This window comes from Vibrio anguillarum (genome assembly GCF_001989995.2).
GTDB classification, from domain to species: Bacteria; Pseudomonadota; Gammaproteobacteria; order Enterobacterales; family Vibrionaceae; genus Vibrio; species Vibrio anguillarum.
In genome coordinates this window covers 169,015-186,430 of record NZ_JAHGUP010000025.1, presented here as the reverse complement: position 1 = coordinate 186,430, position 17,416 = coordinate 169,015, and the positions used below count along the sequence as shown (strand labels likewise).

Below are 17,416 nucleotides of genomic sequence, written 5' to 3'. Positions count from 1 at the left end.
CGCTCTTTTTTATGTGAGGTACTTATATTAGGGAGTGAGCGTTATTCAATATCGACTTCGTCCGGTTCACTCTCTTCTTGTAGCTCAAGTAAGGTAACGGCTACCCCAATAAAGTCCGTGTCAGTAATAATGCCCACTAGTTGGCTTTTATCTACAACGGGTAAGCAGCCTACTTTATGTTTTTGCATGTAGATAGCACTCTCTTTTAACCCCGCTCGCGGGTCAACCGTCATAATTTCAGTATGCATCACCTCATATAATGGCGTTGTCAGTGTATATGATTGATCTTCAGGGATGTTTTTTAAGCTCGACTCCTGCGCGGCAAGAATATCTCGATGAGTAATGATACCGAGTAGTTTTTTGTGTGGATCGACGATAGGGATATGGCGAATATCCAACGCTTCCATAGTGTGCTTAGCATCGGCTAACGTGTGTGTACGCAACAGGGTATGGGGGTTGCGAGTCATCATGTCTTCAATTTTGATCATAACGAGCTCCTTTTTATTATTGACCTGATTCAACTATAGTTTTTTCTGCGCAAAATATCTGAGAGCTCCCGCTATTTTTACTTTGATTGATGCGTAAAGATTGGGTGCCATTTTCATGTTTAATTACATTAAATTTAGATCTGGGTCTGACGAGCGAAGGTGTTTACGTATATACTACGGCGCTTAAAAAAATTACGTCATCCACTCAAAACGAACAAGATAAGAACTATGCAAGTTTCAGACTTTCACTTTGAACTTCCCGATGAGCTGATTGCTCGTTACCCAACGGCTGAACGTACGGCGAGTCGCTTACTGCAATTAGACGGTAACAGCGGTGAACTGGCGGATGGCTCATTTAAAGACGTTCTTGACCGAGTTCAGCCCGGCGATTTATTGGTTTTTAACAATACACGTGTCATCCCGGCTCGCATGTTTGGGCGCAAAGCTTCAGGCGGCAAACTGGAAGTATTGGTCGAACGAATGTTGGATGAACAGACGATTTTAGCTCATGTTCGCTCATCTAAGCCGCCAAAACCGGGCAGTGAGTTGTATTTAGGAGAGCATGACGAATATCATGCACACATGGTGGCTCGCCATGACGCGCTGTTCGAGATTCGTTTTACAGCGTCAAAGACGGTACTGGAGATCTTAAACGAGATTGGCCATATGCCGTTGCCGCCTTACATTGACCGCCCTGATGAAGATGCTGATAAAGAGCGTTATCAAACCGTATACAACCAAAAACCGGGAGCTGTCGCTGCACCGACCGCCGGTTTGCATTTCGATGAGGCTCTGCTTGAGCAAATCAAAGCGAAAGGCGTCGAATTTGCTTATGTAACCTTGCATGTTGGCGCTGGAACCTTCCAGCCAGTACGAGTCGACAATATTCACGATCACCATATGCATGCAGAATATGTTGAAGTGCCACAAGAGGTAGTCGATGCCGTCAACGCGACTAAAGCGCGTGGTGGTCGAGTGATCGCTGTTGGAACTACGTCGGTGCGCTCACTGGAAAGTGCCGCGCAAGATGCGCTTAAAAAGGGCACTGAGCTGGTTCCTTTTTTCGGTGACACTGAAATTTTCATCTTCCCTGGTTATGAGTATCAGTTGGTGGATTGCTTAATCACTAACTTCCACTTACCAGAGTCGACACTGATTATGCTCGTCAGCGCTTTTGCAGGTTATGAGCATACTATGGCCGCGTACGCGCATGCCGTGAAACATCAATATCGTTTCTTTAGTTATGGTGATGCTATGTTTATCACCAAGAACACCAATTAACGAGTGCTAGCATTACGCTAGGAGAAGAAGCTCCGCTTCGTTTTTCGCTAGGAATTGGCGACCGCTCTAGAGGGGTGCTTGCACCTAATCATGATACGTCAGACTGTTTCTCTGACATTGGAGGCTTCGTGAAGTTAACATACGAACTTAAAAAGAAAAACGGAAATGCTCGCCGTGGGCAATTAACCTTTGAACGTGGCACTGTGCAAACACCGGCATTCATGCCTGTAGGTACTTACGGCACAGTAAAGGGCATGACACCGGAAGAAGTAAAAGAGACGGGTGCAGAAATTTTGCTCGGTAATACTTTTCACCTGTGGCTGCGCCCTGGCCAAGAAGTGATGAAAATGCACGGTGACTTGCATGATTTTATGAACTGGCAAGGCCCGATCCTCACCGATTCAGGTGGTTTCCAAGTGTTTAGCTTGGGTGATATTCGCAAAATCACGGAAGAAGGAGTGCATTTTCGTAACCCAGTAAATGGTGACAAGATTTTCATGGACGCAGAAAAGTCGATGGAAATTCAAAAAGATCTGGGCTCTGACATTGTGATGATTTTCGATGAGTGTACGCCGTACCCTGCGACGCACGACGAAGCGAAAAAATCAATGGAGATGTCTTTACGTTGGGCGCAGCGTTCACGTGACCATTTCGACAAATTAGAGAACACCAACTCGCTATTTGGTATCGTGCAAGGCAGTGTTTACGAAGATTTGCGTGATGTTTCCGTGAAAGGCTTAACCGAGATCGGATTTGATGGCTACGCGGTTGGTGGCTTAGCGGTGGGTGAACCTAAAGAAGACATGCACCGTGTACTTGAGCACACCTGTCCACAATTGCCAGAAGACAAACCACGCTACCTGATGGGTGTCGGTAAACCTGAAGACTTAGTGGAAGGGGTACGTCGCGGTATCGATATGTTTGACTGTGTGATGCCAACGCGAAATGCACGTAATGGCCATCTATTTGTGACGGGTGGTGTGATCAAGATCCGTAATGCAGTACATAAAACCGATACAACTGCGCTGGATCCGCATTGTGACTGTTACACTTGCAAAAATTATTCGAAGTCGTATTTACACCATCTGGATCGTTGTAACGAAATTCTGGGTGCGCGTTTAAATACTATTCATAACTTACGTTATTACCAACGCCTGATGGCAAGCATTCGTTTAGCGATTGAAGAAGATCGCTTCGACGCGTTTGTTGAGGAGTTTTATGCTCGTCGCAATCGTGAAGTTCCACCAATGGGCCAATAACGGTTTTGCTGCGTTTTGCTTAATTTGTGAAGTGATAAACTTGAAATTAAGCCAACGCAACCCAATTAGAATTACATTACACAACAATATTTTAGAGGACGTTTTCAATGAGTTTAATTTCTGTAGCACACGCAGCAGGTGAAGGTGCATCACAAGGTGGCGGTTATGAAATGCTGATCATGCTTGGTATGTTTGCGGTTATTTTCTACTTCATGATTTACCGCCCACAAGCCAAACGTGTTAAAGAGCATAAAAGTTTGATGGCCGCCATGACTAAAGGTGATGAAGTGTTAACCAGTGGCGGTTTAGTGGGTAAAATCACTAAAATCGCAGAAGACAGCGATTACATCTCTATCGAACTGAATGTGAACAATGAAATTGTGATCAAAAAAGATTTCATTACAGCGGTGCTACCAAAAGGTACGCTTAAGTCTTTATAACAGCTAAAGGATCCTTGCTGTGCTAAACCGTTATCCGTTATGGAAGTATTTGTTAGTGGTGTTCGCCATCACTCTCTCTGCTTTATATGCACTTCCAAATATTTACGGTGAAGATCCGGCAATTCAAATTACAGGGGCGCGTGGCGCCTCTGTTGATATGTCAACGCTGGATGCTGTCACCAAAGCTCTTGATAAAGAGAGCCTTTCTCATAAATCCATTGCTCTAGAGAATGGATCAATTCTTGTTCGATTTAACGATACCGATACTCAAATCAGTGCGCGTGATGTGGTGAGTGAAGCGTTAGGCAAAGATACAATTGTTGCACTTAACCTTGCTCCTTCAACGCCTTCTTGGTTGGAATCGATTGGCGCGGCACCGATGAAGCTTGGCCTTGATCTGCGTGGTGGTGTTCACTTCTTAATGGAAGTGGATATGGACGCTGCGATGGAAAAATTGATTGGCCAGCAAGAAGAAGCGTTTCGCAGCGAACTGCGTGATGACAAAATTCGCTATCGCGCCATTCGCTCTGTGGGCAACGACCGAGTGGAAGTCACTTTGCGTGACGATGAGCAATTAGAGCAAGCACAGCAAGCATTAACGTCGAAACATCCTGATATGACTTTTACTACGTCTAAGGCTGACGGTCGCTTTGCGCTGATTGCTCAATTTACTGAGCAGCGTTTGCAGGAAGTTCGAAATTACGCCGTTGAGCAGAACATCACGATTTTGCGTAACCGTGTTAACGAATTAGGGGTCGCTGAACCCTTAGTGCAGCGTCAAGGTGCCAGCCGCATTGTGGTTGAGTTACCGGGGGTTCAAGATACTGCTCGTGCTAAAGAGATTCTTGGCGCAACCGCGACTCTTGAGTTTCGTGAAGTTGATGACAAGGCTGATTTAGCCGCCGCGGCTTCTGGTCGTGCTCCTGCTGGGAGTGAAATCAAATCTGATCGTAATGGTCGCCCGGTTGTCTTGAAAAAACGCGTGATTCTAGGTGGTCAAAGTATCACGGATGCCAGCTCTAGCATGGATGAATATGGTCGCCCGCAAGTGAACATTTCGTTAGATAGCGAAGGCGGAAATAAGATGTCGGCGTTCTCTAAAAAGAACATTGGCAAGCTTATGGCAACGGTATTTGCAGAGTACAAAGACAGCGGCCGTCGGACACCTGATGGCAAAGTGATTCTCGATAAGCATGAAGAAGTGATCAACCAAGCAACGATTCAGTCGGCTCTTGGGCGTAACTTCCGTATCACGGGAATTGACTCTGCTGCAGAAGCTCAAAACCTTGCACTTTTACTGCGTGCAGGTGCGTTAATTGCGCCAATCTCTATTGTTGAAGAGCGTACCATTGGTCCATCAATGGGGCAGCAAAATATCGATATGGGCATTCAAGCCTGCATCTGGGGTATGGTTGCGGTGATGCTCTTTACGCTGCTTTACTACCGTGGTTTTGGCTTGATTGCCAATATTGCATTGATGGCGAACCTTGTGCTCATTATTGGTGTGATGTCGATGATCCCAGGGGCGACAATGACCTTGCCGGGTATTGCGGGTATCGTATTGACGGTTGGTATGGCCGTGGATGCTAACGTTCTGATCTTCGAGCGTATTCGTGAAGAGCTCCGTGATGGACGAAACCCACAACAAGCTATCCACCAAGGCTATGCTAACGCGTTCAGTACCATTGCTGATGCCAACATCACTACGTTGATTACGGCAATCATTCTATTTGCTGTGGGTACTGGAGCCATCAAAGGGTTTGCCGTCACACTTTCTATCGGTATTTTAACCTCAATGTTTACCGCTATTATCGGGACTCGCTGTATTGTGAACCTGTTATATGGTGGTAAACGCATTAAAAAATTGTCGATCTAAGGCTAGGAATTACTATGTTTCAGATTCTAAAAGCAGATAAAACGATCGACTTTATGCGTTGGTCTAAATTTGCGTTTTTATTCTCTCTTTTAATGATTGGTGCGTCTATTTTCACTTTATCAACCAAGTGGTTGAACTGGGGACTGGACTTCACCGGCGGTACTTTGATTGAAGTTGGGTTTGAACACCCAGCTAATCTTGAAGATATCCGCAGTGCTTTGGAAGCGAAAGGGTTTGGCGATGCGACGGTGCAGAATTTCGGTTCCGCGCGCGAAGTGATGGTTCGTCTTCGTCCACGTGCTGACATGGTTGGCGAGACGTTAGGCAACCAAATTCTTTCTGCTATTAAAGAGGGGACAGGAAAAAGTGTCGAGATGCGTCGCATTGAGTTCGTTGGCCCGAATGTGGGCGATGAATTAGCTGAAGCCGGAGGCTTAGCAATTTTGGCTTCGCTCATCTGTATTTTGCTTTATGTCTCTGTTCGTTTTGAATGGCGGCTCGCTGCGGGCGCGGTGATGTCACTTGCACACGATGTGATCATCACGCTTGGCATCTTCTCTATCATGCAAATTGAGGTTGATTTAACGATTGTTGCCGCTTTACTGACCGTTGTCGGTTACTCGCTCAACGATACGATTGTGGTATTTGACCGTATCCGTGAAAACTTCCGTAAATTGCGTAAAGGTGATTCAGCCGAGATCATGAACAGCTCAATTACCCAAACCTTGAGCCGGACTTTGATTACATCGGGAACCACCTTGCTGGTGGTGATCGCACTCTTTGTGCAAGGTGGGGCGAACATACATGGTTTTGCCACCGCTTTACTGCTCGGTATCACCGTGGGTACTTATTCATCTATCTATGTCGCATCAGCGTTGGCATTGAAATTAGGAATTACCCGTGAGCACCTACTTCCACCTCAAGTGGAAAAAGAGGGTGCGGAGTTCGACGAACTTCCTTAGCAGCCTGAAAGTTTCTTAAATAGCCAAAGCCGCAGAATATTCTGCGGCTTTTTTCTACCCCATCCCACACCGCGGTCACTCTAAGTAGCAAAGTATAAAACGAAACTAAAAAAGCCTCGTATATTGCTATACGAGGCTTGAATCAATTTTGACGGTGTTGATGGTATTTAGTGCAACCTATTTAAGAATAGCGCTGTTACCGTTATCACGAATGTGTTTCAGAATCGCTTTAACACCACGGGCACTTGAACCTACAATGTTGCCCGATTTCATGTATTCAGTACCGCCAGAGAAATCGGTAAGAATAACGCCTGCTTCACGAGCGATCAGCTCGCCAGCGGCTAAATTCCAAGGTCTTAAACCCAGTTCAAAGTAACCATCGACACGGTTTGAAGCTAGGTAACATAAATCAAGCGCAGGAGAACCAGTACGACGGAAATCAGCACATTCAACAAACAGTGCAGACATGATTTTCATGAAAGATTCGGCATGTTGCTTTTGTTTGTATGGGAAACCAGTAGCGAGAATAGTGCCTTGAAGATCTTTTAACTGTTTAACACGAAGGCGTGAGTTGTTTAATTGCGCACCAGCACCACGTTGAGCGGTAAACAGCTCATTGCGCATTGGGTCATAAACACAAGCAACTTCTGTTTTGCCTTTAATGCGAACCGCGATGGAAACGGCGAAGTGGGGTAAACCTTTGACGAAGTTTGTTGTGCCATCCAGTGGGTCGATGATCCATTGAACGTCCTTATCTTTACCGTCGATAAGCCCGTTTTCTTCAGCAACGATACTGTGTTCTGGGTAAGAACTTTTGATTGTATCGATGATCATAGTTTCTGCTTCTTTGTCTACGTTAGTAACAAAGTCATTAGTCCCTTTCTGAGTTGTTTCGATTTTCTCAGTATTTTCTAGTGATTTAGCAATATGGTTACCAGCTTTTCGCGCAGCGCGAATAGCAATGTTTAGCATTGGATGCATACAGTTTTCCCAACGGATGTTAAAGAACGAAAAAGCGGGCAGCAGTATAACAAAGTTTTATTAAAAAGGAAGTGGCTATTTTTTGCTCGGTTGTTTATGTGTAGCTAAAGGACCTGACCATTTTAGTCAGGTTTATGTTAGTATTCTGTCGTTTAAAATAGAGTGGCGTACAACGTAATGCTAGACAATGTAAAAATCATTTTAGTAGGGACATCTCATTCAGGAAATATTGGTTCTGCTGCCCGAGCGATGAAGGTCATGGGCCTAAGTAAAATGATTTTGGTTTCGCCTCAATGCGAGGTAGACGCTCAAGCGATCGCTCTAGCTGCTGGAGCAAGCGACATCGCTTTAAATGCGGAGGTCGTGGATACGCTAGAGCAGGCTGTCGCAGATTGTGGCCTGGTGGTTGGGTCAAGTGCTCGCTCACGAACTTTAGAATGGCCAATGCTTGAACCGCGTGAATGTGGGGAAAAATTGGCGCAAGAGGGGCAGCAATACCCGGTTGCTTTAGTATTTGGCCGAGAAAAAACCGGGCTGACCAACGATGAACTGCAAAAATGCCATTTTCATGTGTGCATTCCGGCTAATCCTGAATACAGTTCGTTAAACCTTGCTATGGCCGTACAAACATTGAGTTATGAGGTGCGTGTTGCCTATCTAAATAATGAAAAAAAAGGTTATCAAGCCCAGCCAGAAGAAGCGTACCCTCTGCATCACGAATTAGAAATGTTCTATCAGCATCTTGAAAAGGTAATGATACAGACACAGTTTATTTCAAAGGAACAGCCGGGACAGATCATGAATAAACTCCGTCGGCTATTTTCTCGTTCGCGTCCAGAGTCTCAAGAAATCAATATATTACGTGGTGTGTTGACCTCAATTGAGAAGCATCGCAGCAATCAATAATTATCCAGATTAATAATAGGGTTAAATACCTGACTAAATTAGTCAAATAAATACTTGACCTATTTAATCGGGTATGGAAAAATTCCAACCACATAATCAATGTGGATACGGTGATATGAGACTTACATCTAAAGGAAGATATGCGGTTACAGCCATGTTAGATGTGGCTCTGCATTCGCAACAAACCCCAGTGCCACTGGCGGATATTTCCGAACGGCAAGGCATTTCGCTCTCTTACCTTGAGCAGCTGTTTTCTAAACTGCGTAAAGCGGGGCTAGTTGCTAGTGTGCGTGGTCCAGGTGGTGGATACCGCTTAGGTGCAGATGCCTGCTCAATTTCGATTGGTACTGTGATTGCCGCTGTTGATGAATCAGTTGATGCAACAAAATGTAATGGAAGAGCCGACTGCCAAGGTGGCACTCGCTGCTTAACACATACGTTATGGCGAGATCTTAGCTCTCGCATTAGTGACTTTCTGAACAACATTACTCTTGGCGAGTTAATGATTGATAATGAAGTACTAGAAATTTCTGACCGCCAAGGCTTGGGCCTGACGGTGAACCACGGGTTAACCAATAAAAATACCAATACCGTGATTATCGGCTCGGTGCCCGTAGGTCTTAATGCCCGCTCATAGCGGCAATGTTTACATTGGAGTAGAAAATGAAACTGCCTATTTATTTTGACTATTCAGCTACCTGTCCAGTTGACCCTCGCGTGGCTGAAAAGATGGTTCAGTACATGACGATGGATGGTGTTTTTGGTAATCCAGCATCGCGATCGCACCGTTATGGCTGGCAGGCAGAAGAAGCCGTAGACACTGCGCGTGAGCAAATTGCTGAACTGCTTAATGCTGATCCTCGCGAAATCGTATTCACATCCGGTGCGACAGAGTCAGATAACCTCGCGATCAAAGGTGTGGCGCATTTCTATGCCAAGCAAGGTAAGCATATCATTACCTGTAAAACCGAGCATAAAGCGGTGCTTGATCCATGTCGTCAGCTTGAGCGTGAAGGCTATGAAGTGACCTATCTTGAGCCAGAATCGAATGGCTTGATTGATCTAAAAAAATTAGAAGCGGCAATGCGTGATGACACAATTTTGGTGTCGATCATGCACGTGAATAACGAAATTGGCGTAATTCAGGACATCATGGCGATCGGTGAGCTTTGCCGTGAACGCAAGATAATTTTCCACGTAGATGCAGCGCAATCTGCCGGTAAAATTCCCCTTGATGTGCAAGAAATGAAAGTGGATCTTATCTCCCTTTCAGCGCATAAAGCGTATGGACCTAAAGGGATTGGCGCATTATATGTTCGCCGTAAACCTCGTATCCGTCTTGAAGCGCAAATGCACGGTGGCGGCCATGAACGTGGTTTCCGTTCAGGCACATTACCAACGCACCAAATCGTAGGTATGGGTGAAGCATTCCGTATTGCTAAGCAAGACATGCAAAAAGATTTTGACCACGCAAAAGCATTGCGTGACCGTCTACTCGCTGGTGTACAAGACATGGAAGCCGTGAGTGTGAATGGCGATTTAGATCAGCGTGTTCCGCACAACCTGAATATTAGTTTTGCCTTTGTTGAAGGCGAATCGCTACTGATGTCTTTAAAAGACTTAGCGGTATCATCAGGTAGTGCTTGTACGTCGGCCAGCTTAGAGCCGTCATATGTATTGCGTGCGCTTGGTTTGAACGATGAAATGGCGCACAGCTCGATTCGTTTCTCATTTGGCCGTTTTACGACCGAAGAAGAAGTGGACTACGCCGTTGAACAAATCCGCGTAGCCGTAAGCAAATTACGTGACATGTCTCCTCTATGGGATATGTATCAAGAGGGTGTGGATTTAAACACCGTTGAATGGGCACATCACTAGTCCTTTAAAAGGCACTGGTTTATTCCCAAGGAAATAGAGGATTAGAGGTAACTATCATGGCATACAGCGAAAAAGTAATTGATCACTATGAAAACCCACGTAATGTTGGCTCTTTTGATAAAGAAGATCCAACCATTGGTAGTGGTATGGTTGGCGCTCCAGCTTGTGGCGATGTAATGAAGCTACAAATTAAAGTGACGCCAGAAGGCATCATTGAAGATGCAAAATTTAAAACCTACGGTTGTGGTAGCGCGATTGCTTCGAGCTCACTGGTTACTGAATGGGTGAAAGGCAAGAGCATTGACGAAGCGGCAGCCATTAAGAACTCTGAAATCGCGGAAGAGCTAGAGCTTCCACCAGTGAAAGTTCACTGTTCGATTTTGGCGGAAGATGCGATCAAAGCTGCCGTTGCCGATTATAAAAAGAAACACCAACAATAATATTAAGGGAGTGAATGATGGTTCACTCCCATAAGTTCAAACTAAGAATCTAAGGTTGTAGTATGGCCATTACCTTAACTGAAACAGCAGCGCATCGCGTTCGAGCATTCCTAGATAACCGAGGCAAAGGCGTAGGTTTACGTCTTGGAGTGAAAACAACAGGCTGCTCGGGTATGGCTTACGTGCTTGAATTCGTTGATGACGTTAACGAAGAAGACGAAGTGTTTGAAGATCATGGTGTCAAAGTGATTATCGATTCGAAAAGCCTCGTCTACCTTGATGGCACACAGCTTGACTATGTCAAAGAAGGGCTAAACGAAGGTTTTGAGTTCAACAACCCGAATGCAAAAAGCGAATGTGGTTGTGGTGAAAGCTTCAACGTGTAACGGATTGGCTTTCGGCGTGACTAGGCTCACTTGAGCCTAGTGTCGAGCACTAGGAGCAATGTGTTAATGAACTATTTTGAATTATTTGGGCTACCAAGTCAGTTTGCACTGGATGGTAGCCTTCTTTCTTCTCAGTTTCGTGCGCTGCAAAAACGGTTTCATCCCGACAACTTTGCCACTGCGTCTGAGCGAGATCGCCTGCTTGCTGTGCAAAACGCCTCACAAATCAATGATGCTTATCAAACATTAAAATCGCCGATCAGTCGCGCAGAATACTTGTTGCTTGAACAAGGCATAGAGTTACGCGCAGAACACCAAACCATGCAAGATCCGCTGTTTTTAATGGAGCAAATGGAGCTGCGAGAAGAGCTTGAAGCCATCGCCTCACAGTCTGATGTTGAAAGTGCGTTATTCGATTTTGAAAACAGAGTTAGCAAGATGTATAAACAGCATCTTACCTTGGTTGAGCAACAACTTAATCAGGCTCAATGGAACCTTGCGGCTGATACGGTTCGCAAGCTTAAATTTATTGCCAAGCTCAAAAATGAAATAGAAAGAGTCGAAGAACAGTTACTCGGCTAGTTCGATAATAAGGACCAACCCATGGCATTACTTCAAATTGCAGAACCCGGTCAAAGCTCTGCGCCGCATCAGCATAAATTCGCAGCGGGTATCGACTTGGGGACAACCAACTCATTAGTCGCATCGGTTCGAAGCGGTAATGCGACGACGCTTGCTGATGAACAAGGACGCTCGATCCTCCCTTCGGTGGTCCACTATTCGGCTCAAGAGCGTTGCGTAGGCTTTGATGCCAGAGCACACGCGCAAGTTGATCCTGCCAATACCATCATTTCTGTGAAGCGTTTGATCGGCCGTTCACTGGCTGACATTCAGGCGCGTTATCCCACATTACCTTATCGTTTCAAAGCCAGTGACAACGGTTTGCCTATTTTGCAAACGGCGCAAGGTGATAAGAACCCGATTCAAGTTTCCGCCGATATTCTTCAATCTCTTGCTCAGCGTGCCGAAGCGTCGTTAGGTGGTGAATTAGCGGGCGTGGTGATTACCGTACCTGCTTACTTTGATGATGCGCAGCGCGTGGGCACCAAAGATGCCGCTCAACTTGCCGGCTTGCACGTACTGCGTTTACTCAATGAACCTACCGCTGCAGCGATTGCTTATGGCTTAGACTCAGCGCAAGAAGGTGTGATTGCGGTTTATGATTTAGGTGGCGGTACGTTTGATATCTCTATCTTACGTCTGTCGAAAGGCGTGTTTGAGGTACTCGCGACTGGTGGCGATTCTGCGCTCGGTGGTGATGATTTTGACCATTTGATTGCTGACCATTTTTTGAGCCAAATCGGCTTAGCTGAACCGCTCAGTGCAGAGCAGCAACGAGCATTGCTTGATGCGGCCACCGAAGCGAAAATTGCTTTATCTGATAGTGATAGTGTCGAGGTTTCTGTGCTGGGTTGGCAAGGGCGTTTAACTCGCGATGAGTTTAACCAACTCATCACGCCACTAGTAAAGAAAACCTTACTATCGTGTCGTCGAGCACTCAAAGATGCTGAGATTACGGCAGATGAAGTGTTGGAAGTGGTGATGGTCGGCGGTTCAACTCGTACGCCACTGGTTCGAGACTTAGTTGGTGAGTTTTTTGGCCGCACACCGCTAACTAACATCAACCCTGATGAAGTTGTCGCGATTGGTGCAGCAATTCAAGCCGACATTTTGGTCGGTAATAAACCCGATTCAGAAATGCTCCTGCTGGATGTCATTCCGCTGTCGCTGGGTATTGAAACCATGGGTGGCTTAGTGGAAAAAATCATCCCACGTAACACCACCATTCCTGTTGCGAAAGCTCAAGAATTCACCACCTTCAAAGATGGTCAAACGGCCATGAGCATCCATACGGTGCAGGGCGAACGTGAGATGGTAGACGATTGCCGCTCATTGGCTCGTTTTTCACTAAAAGGTATTCCACCAATGACGGCGGGTGCCGCGCATATCCGCGTAACTTATCAAGTTGATGCAGATGGCTTACTCTCCGTGACAGCGATGGAAAAAAGTACGGGAATTCAGGCGGAAATTCAAGTTAAGCCCTCGTATGGACTGAGTGATAATGAAGTAGCCAATATGCTGCGAGATTCGATGACGTTTGCCAAACAAGATATGCAGACTCGCGCTCTGGCAGAGCAACGTGTAGAAGCCGATCGTGTAATCGAAGGTTTGATCTCTGCCTTACAGGCCGATGGTGATGAATTGTTATCTGAGTCAGAAAAGCAGATCCTTCTGAATGCAATAGAAAATTTAATTGTGCTGCGTAATGGTGATAGCGCCGATGCCATCGAGCAAGGAATTAAAGAGACAGACAAAGCCAGCCAAGATTTTGCTTCACGCCGTATGGATAAATCCATTCGCAGTGCACTTGCTGGTCAATCGGTAGATGATATTTAAAGAGAAAAATTATGCCTAAGATTATTGTGTTACCTCACCAAGAGCTTTGTCCTGAAGGTGCCGTTCTGGAAGCGCAAGCAGGAGAGACCGTACTGGATGTGGCGCTGAAAAATGGTATCGCTATTGAACATGCGTGTGAAAAATCCTGCGCATGCACGACTTGCCATATTATCGTTCGCGAAGGGTTTGACTCACTGGATGAGAGTGATGAGTTGGAAGATGACATGCTTGATAAAGCGTGGGGTCTTGAACCTGAATCTCGCCTTGGCTGCCAAGCTAGAGTCGCTAACGAAGATTTAGTGGTTGAAATTCCAAAGTACACACTCAATCTGGCTTCTGAAGATCATTAATCCTATTGAGTGTATCAACGCCCGTTGACTGTTTGTAAAAGGAAAGCAAAATGAAATGGACCGATTCTCGTGACATTGCGATCGAGCTTTGTGAGCAATACCCAGACGTAGATCCTAAAAATGTACGTTTTACGGATCTACACCAGTGGGTGATGGAACTGGAAGAGTTTGATGATGAGCCAAACCGTTCCAACGAAAAAATTCTCGAAGCGATTATTCTATGTTGGATGGAAGAGATCGACTAAGACTATTGCTAACATGATGGTTATTCAGTAAAACATCACAGAGTTAACAATTTTAACTAAAAAGAGCGGACCGAATGGTCCGTTTTTTTATCAAGTTGACATTTTGACCCTACAAAATGCTAACATCCCTTGGTTATTTAATCGTAATGGCACAGGTGAGGCCATATTCAGGCAAGGAGAAACCATGTCTACAAAGATGTCCGTATTTATCAGCCAACAAGCTGCCCAGCCTCAGTGGGGAGAAAAGGCGATTGTTTCGTTTTCAGAAAATGGTGCCACAATTCATGCTATTGAGAGTGAGCATGAACTCAGCGCGGTTCAGCGCGCGGCACGTAAGCTTGATGGGCAAGCTATCAGAGCTATCAGCCTACAAGGTGACGGTTGGCACTTAGAAAATATTTGGGCTTTCTACCAAGGTTATCGTGAAGCGAAAAAACTCAACACACTAGAATGGCAACCGCTGAGTGAGTCAGATCAAGCCGAGTTAGAATATCGTATTAAAGCGACGGAATGGACGCGTGATATCATCAATAAAAGCGCTGAAGAAGTCGCGCCGCGTCAGTTAGCGACCATGGCGGCTGAGTTCATCAAATCGCTAGCCCCTGAGCATGTCAGCTACCGCATTGTCAAAGATAAAGATCTACTCACCGAAGGTTGGGAAGGTATTTATGCGGTTGGTCGCGGCTCCGAGCGTACGTCAGCCATGCTGCAACTCGATTACAATCCGACAGGAAAAGAAAGTGCTCCTGTTTTTGCTTGCTTAATTGGCAAAGGCATTACTTTTGATTCTGGTGGTTACAGTTTAAAAACGTCCAACTTTATGTCGGCGATGAAAGCAGATATGGGGGGCGCTGCAACGATCACCGGTGGTCTTGGTTTGGCTATCATGCGTGGTTTTAATAAACGTGTGAAACTCATTTTGTGTTGTGCAGAAAATATGGTTTCCGGACGCGCCTTGAAACTAGGTGATATCATCACTTATAAAAACGGCACCACAGTTGAAATAATGAACACCGATGCAGAAGGCCGCCTAGTGTTGGCCGATGGCTTGATTTATGCTAACGAGCAAAAACCGCAGCTTATTATTGATTGCGCGACATTAACGGGTGCCGCCAAAAATGCACTCGGCAATGATTACCATGCACTACTCAGCTTTGATGAGAGCTTATCCCAGCAGGCATTGGTGGCAGCTCACCAAGAGAAAGAAGGCTTATGGCCTCTGCCTTTGGCTGAGTTTCATCGCTCTATGTTACCTTCAAGCTTTGCGGATCTCTCTAACATCAGCTCAGGTGATTATTCACCGGGAGCAAGTACCGCAGCGGCCTTCCTCTCTTACTTTGTTGAAGATTACAAAAAAGGGTGGCTGCACTTTGACTGCGCCGGTACTTACCGCAAATCAGCAAGCGATAAATGGGCCGCAGGTGCAACGGCGATGGGGGTGCGTACATTAGCACGCATTTTGACCGACCAAGCTCAATAATGAAAAACCGCTCAACTCTCTGTTGTGGGCGGTTCACTATAACTAAAAAAACAAAAGAAAAAGGATAACCTTATGGCTCTAGAAAGAACATTTTCTATCATTAAACCCGATGCGGTAGAACGTAACTTGATTGGTGAAATCTATCACCGTATCGAAAAATCAGGTTTGCGTATTATCGCCGCGAAAATGGTACATTTGAACGAAGAGCAAGCGAGCGGCTTTTATGCTGAGCATGAAGGCAAAGCGTTTTTTCCAGCACTAAAAGAATTTATGACCTCAGGGCCGATCATGGCTCAAGTGCTTGAAGGTGAAGATGCTATTGCTCGTTACCGCGAATTAATGGGTAAAACTAACCCAGAAGAAGCGGCATGTGGAACCATTCGTGCTGATTACGCATTAAGCATGCGCCATAACTCAGTTCATGGCAGTGATAGTCCTGAATCGGCGGCACGTGAAATCGCCTTTTTCTTCCCAGAATCAGAGATTTTCTCTCGTTAATCTTGGCGTTCTCTATCCCAAATCCTTTCGATTAAGGCCTCACGTTGTGAGGCTTTTTTATACTCGTATGATTGGGAGCTGTAGAGTAAAAACAATCCGCCAAGCATTGAATGACTTAGTAATTGAAGGGTTGTACAACCCTTGTTGTTACTGCATAAAGGCTGTACAATTCGCGCCCTTATTTATTGTTTCCGTCGTTGAGAGGCCACATGACTATTGAAAAAGTCAATCTACTTGATTTTGATCGCCAAGGTCTGCGTAAATTTTTTGCTGAAGAGCTCAGTGAAAAAGCGTTCCGCGCTGATCAGGTCATGAAGTGGATCTACCATTTTGGTTGTGATGACTTCGAACAAATGACCAATATCAACAAGAAACTGCGTGAGCAACTGCAGCAACGCTGTGAAATTCGCGCGCCGATCGTTTCACAAGCACAACATTCGTCTGATGGTACGATTAAATGGGCGATGCGTGTCGGCGATCAAGATGTTGAAACGGTCTATATCCCAGAGGAAGAGCGAGCGACTTTGTGCGTCTCCTCTCAAGTTGGTTGTGCTCTGGAGTGTAAATTTTGTTCAACGGCTCAGCAAGGTTTTAACCGTAACCTCAAAGTGTCTGAAATTATCGGGCAAGTGTGGCGCGCAGCGAGAGAAATTGGCCTTGAGAAAGAGACGGGTCGTCGTCCGATTACTAACGTAGTCATGATGGGGATGGGCGAGCCTTTGCTCAACATGAAAAACTTGATCCCAGCGTTAGAGATCATGCTGGATGATTTAGGTTTTGGCTTGTCAAAACGTCGTGTCACCGTGTCGACTTCGGGCGTGGTTTCTGGTCTTGATCAAATGACAGGGCAAATCGATGTTGCATTAGCGATTTCATTGCATGCACCCAATGACAAATTACGCAGCGAAATTATGCCGATCAATGATCGCTGGGATATTCAAGATTTCTTGGCCTCAGTGCGTCGTTATATCGCCACTTCAAATGCAAACCGTGGCAAGGTTACGGTGGAATATGTGTTGCTGGATCACGTCAATGACGATATGGACCACGCGCACGAATTGGCTAAGTTGATGAAAGGCACGCCGTGCAAAATTAACCTGATCCCATTTAACCCTTATCCCGGTTCACCTTATAAAAAACCGAGTAATTCACGTATTGACCGTTTTCAAAAAACACTGATGCAGTATGAACACACAGTGACGGTGCGTAAAACTCGTGGTGATGATATTGATGCCGCTTGTGGGCAGCTAGTGGGTGATGTGATTGATAGAACCAAACGGACCAAAATGAAACAAATGGGTGGCGATGTCATTCCTGTCAAATCGGTCTAAATCGGATGATAAAGCAAAGCCAGAGATTCCTCTGGCTTTGTGCATTTTTACCATTTGAAATAATTTTCCGCGATTTTGACGTCAATTTTATGAAAAATATTGACCTAGCTGTAATTTCTTTCCTAAAGCCATGTTGTTTAACGTCAAATATCCATTAG

Annotated in this window: 19 protein-coding genes; 17 read left to right on the top strand and 2 right to left on the bottom strand. The window is 45.5% G+C overall.

Translation table 11 applies throughout. The features are described 5' to 3' along the window. Positions 1-41: 41 nt before the first annotated feature. Positions 42-488, bottom strand: a complete 447-nt coding sequence (locus PL85_RS06950) for a CBS domain-containing protein (protein WP_026027702.1) — start codon at positions 486-488, stop codon at positions 42-44. Positions 489-716: 228 nt separating this feature from the next. Between PL85_RS06950 and queA the strand changes: the two genes are divergently transcribed. The 5 genes from queA to secF all read left to right on the top strand — a co-directional run bounded on the left by queA (position 717) and on the right by secF (position 6,306). Beyond that, on the top strand, positions 717-1,769 hold the full coding sequence (gene queA / locus PL85_RS06945; protein ID WP_026027701.1) for a tRNA preQ1(34) S-adenosylmethionine ribosyltransferase-isomerase QueA: 1,053 nt from the start codon (positions 717-719) through the stop codon (positions 1,767-1,769). Between the two features lie 128 nt (positions 1,770-1,897). Further along, the gene (gene tgt, locus PL85_RS06940; RefSeq protein WP_026027700.1) at positions 1,898-3,028 is read left to right on the top strand and encodes a tRNA guanosine(34) transglycosylase Tgt; all 1,131 of its coding nucleotides are present in this window, start codon (positions 1,898-1,900) and stop codon (positions 3,026-3,028) included. Between the two features lie 107 nt (positions 3,029-3,135). Then, the gene (gene yajC, locus PL85_RS06935; RefSeq protein ID WP_013857505.1) at positions 3,136-3,468 is read left to right on the top strand and encodes a preprotein translocase subunit YajC; all 333 of its coding nucleotides are present in this window, start codon (positions 3,136-3,138) and stop codon (positions 3,466-3,468) included. Positions 3,469-3,487: 19 nt separating this feature from the next. After that, positions 3,488-5,344 carry a protein translocase subunit SecD gene (gene secD, locus PL85_RS06930; RefSeq protein ID WP_017044259.1) on the top strand — a complete coding sequence of 619 codons (1,857 nt, stop codon included), beginning with the start codon at positions 3,488-3,490 and terminating at the stop codon, positions 5,342-5,344. Positions 5,345-5,358: 14 nt separating this feature from the next. Next, positions 5,359-6,306 carry a protein translocase subunit SecF gene (gene secF / locus PL85_RS06925; RefSeq protein ID WP_013857503.1) on the top strand — a complete coding sequence of 316 codons (948 nt, stop codon included), beginning with the start codon at positions 5,359-5,361 and terminating at the stop codon, positions 6,304-6,306. A 177-nt stretch (positions 6,307-6,483) separates the two neighbouring features. On the opposite strand, the gene suhB is transcribed toward secF, so the two are convergent. After that, the gene (suhB, locus tag PL85_RS06920; RefSeq protein ID WP_013857502.1) at positions 6,484-7,287 is read right to left on the bottom strand and encodes an inositol-1-monophosphatase; all 804 of its coding nucleotides are present in this window, start codon (positions 7,285-7,287) and stop codon (positions 6,484-6,486) included. Between the two features lie 177 nt (positions 7,288-7,464). On the opposite strand from suhB, the gene trmJ reads away from it, so the two are divergent. From trmJ to rlmN, 12 genes are all read left to right on the top strand, one after another. Continuing rightward, complete coding sequence (gene trmJ / locus PL85_RS06915) at positions 7,465-8,193, top strand: tRNA (cytosine(32)/uridine(32)-2'-O)-methyltransferase TrmJ (RefSeq protein ID WP_026027699.1); 729 nt, start codon at positions 7,465-7,467, stop codon at positions 8,191-8,193. A gap of 115 nt (positions 8,194-8,308) precedes the next feature. After that, positions 8,309-8,830, top strand: coding sequence for a Fe-S cluster assembly transcriptional regulator IscR (gene iscR / locus PL85_RS06910; protein ID WP_026027698.1), 522 nt, complete (start codon positions 8,309-8,311; stop codon positions 8,828-8,830). A 26-nt stretch (positions 8,831-8,856) separates the two neighbouring features. Then, positions 8,857-10,071: an IscS subfamily cysteine desulfurase gene (locus tag PL85_RS06905; protein WP_013857499.1), complete on the top strand. Its 1,215-nt coding sequence runs from the start codon at positions 8,857-8,859 to the stop codon at positions 10,069-10,071. Between the two features lie 56 nt (positions 10,072-10,127). Continuing rightward, a complete protein-coding gene (gene iscU / locus PL85_RS06900) occupies positions 10,128-10,511 on the top strand; it encodes a Fe-S cluster assembly scaffold IscU (protein WP_010320409.1) in 384 nt (127 codons plus the stop codon). A gap of 62 nt (positions 10,512-10,573) precedes the next feature. Continuing rightward, complete coding sequence (iscA, locus tag PL85_RS06895) at positions 10,574-10,897, top strand: iron-sulfur cluster assembly protein IscA (protein WP_010320408.1); 324 nt, start codon at positions 10,574-10,576, stop codon at positions 10,895-10,897. Between the two features lie 66 nt (positions 10,898-10,963). After that, on the top strand, positions 10,964-11,479 hold the full coding sequence (hscB, locus tag PL85_RS06890; protein WP_026028094.1) for a co-chaperone HscB: 516 nt from the start codon (positions 10,964-10,966) through the stop codon (positions 11,477-11,479). A gap of 21 nt (positions 11,480-11,500) precedes the next feature. After that, positions 11,501-13,354, top strand: coding sequence for a Fe-S protein assembly chaperone HscA (gene hscA / locus PL85_RS06885; protein ID WP_115339566.1), 1,854 nt, complete (start codon positions 11,501-11,503; stop codon positions 13,352-13,354). Positions 13,355-13,365: 11 nt separating this feature from the next. Then, a complete protein-coding gene (gene fdx, locus PL85_RS06880; protein ID WP_010320405.1) occupies positions 13,366-13,704 on the top strand; it encodes an ISC system 2Fe-2S type ferredoxin in 339 nt (112 codons plus the stop codon). Between the two features lie 50 nt (positions 13,705-13,754). After that, positions 13,755-13,949 (top strand): Fe-S cluster assembly protein IscX, encoded by a 195-nt coding sequence (gene iscX, locus PL85_RS06875; protein ID WP_010320404.1) that lies wholly within the window; start codon positions 13,755-13,757, stop codon positions 13,947-13,949. A gap of 184 nt (positions 13,950-14,133) precedes the next feature. After that, positions 14,134-15,429 (top strand): aminopeptidase PepB, encoded by a 1,296-nt coding sequence (gene pepB, locus PL85_RS06870; protein ID WP_026028095.1) that lies wholly within the window; start codon positions 14,134-14,136, stop codon positions 15,427-15,429. A gap of 72 nt (positions 15,430-15,501) precedes the next feature. Then, entirely contained in the window at positions 15,502-15,927 is a 426-nt protein-coding gene (gene ndk, locus PL85_RS06865; protein WP_013857494.1) for a nucleoside-diphosphate kinase, read from the top strand. Positions 15,928-16,136: 209 nt separating this feature from the next. After that, complete coding sequence (rlmN, locus tag PL85_RS06860; protein WP_026027695.1) at positions 16,137-17,258, top strand: dual-specificity RNA methyltransferase RlmN; 1,122 nt, start codon at positions 16,137-16,139, stop codon at positions 17,256-17,258. Positions 17,259-17,416 lie beyond the last annotated feature (158 nt).

Excerpts from the sequence above, each read along its gene's own strand:
- secF (WP_013857503.1), top strand. The coding sequence starts at position 5,359 with ATGTTTCAGATTCTAAAAGCAGATAAAACGATCGACTTTATGCGTTGG.
- trmJ (WP_026027699.1), top strand. The coding sequence starts at position 7,465 with ATGCTAGACAATGTAAAAATCATTTTAGTAGGGACATCTCATTCAGGA.
- PL85_RS06950 (WP_026027702.1), bottom strand. The coding sequence starts at position 488 with ATGATCAAAATTGAAGACATGATGACTCGCAACCCCCATACCCTGTTG.
- PL85_RS06905 (WP_013857499.1), top strand. The coding sequence starts at position 8,857 with ATGAAACTGCCTATTTATTTTGACTATTCAGCTACCTGTCCAGTTGAC.
- hscA (WP_115339566.1), top strand. The coding sequence starts at position 11,501 with ATGGCATTACTTCAAATTGCAGAACCCGGTCAAAGCTCTGCGCCGCAT.
- yajC (WP_013857505.1), top strand. The coding sequence starts at position 3,136 with ATGAGTTTAATTTCTGTAGCACACGCAGCAGGTGAAGGTGCATCACAA.
- pepB (WP_026028095.1), top strand. The coding sequence starts at position 14,134 with ATGTCTACAAAGATGTCCGTATTTATCAGCCAACAAGCTGCCCAGCCT.
- iscU (WP_010320409.1), top strand. The coding sequence starts at position 10,128 with ATGGCATACAGCGAAAAAGTAATTGATCACTATGAAAACCCACGTAAT.
- iscA (WP_010320408.1), top strand. The coding sequence starts at position 10,574 with ATGGCCATTACCTTAACTGAAACAGCAGCGCATCGCGTTCGAGCATTC.
- ndk (WP_013857494.1), top strand. The coding sequence starts at position 15,502 with ATGGCTCTAGAAAGAACATTTTCTATCATTAAACCCGATGCGGTAGAA.
- suhB (WP_013857502.1), bottom strand. The coding sequence starts at position 7,287 with ATGCATCCAATGCTAAACATTGCTATTCGCGCTGCGCGAAAAGCTGGT.
- iscR (WP_026027698.1), top strand. The coding sequence starts at position 8,309 with ATGAGACTTACATCTAAAGGAAGATATGCGGTTACAGCCATGTTAGAT.
- iscX (WP_010320404.1), top strand. The coding sequence starts at position 13,755 with ATGAAATGGACCGATTCTCGTGACATTGCGATCGAGCTTTGTGAGCAA.
- queA (WP_026027701.1), top strand. The coding sequence starts at position 717 with ATGCAAGTTTCAGACTTTCACTTTGAACTTCCCGATGAGCTGATTGCT.
- hscB (WP_026028094.1), top strand. The coding sequence starts at position 10,964 with ATGAACTATTTTGAATTATTTGGGCTACCAAGTCAGTTTGCACTGGAT.
- rlmN (WP_026027695.1), top strand. The coding sequence starts at position 16,137 with ATGACTATTGAAAAAGTCAATCTACTTGATTTTGATCGCCAAGGTCTG.
- fdx (WP_010320405.1), top strand. The coding sequence starts at position 13,366 with ATGCCTAAGATTATTGTGTTACCTCACCAAGAGCTTTGTCCTGAAGGT.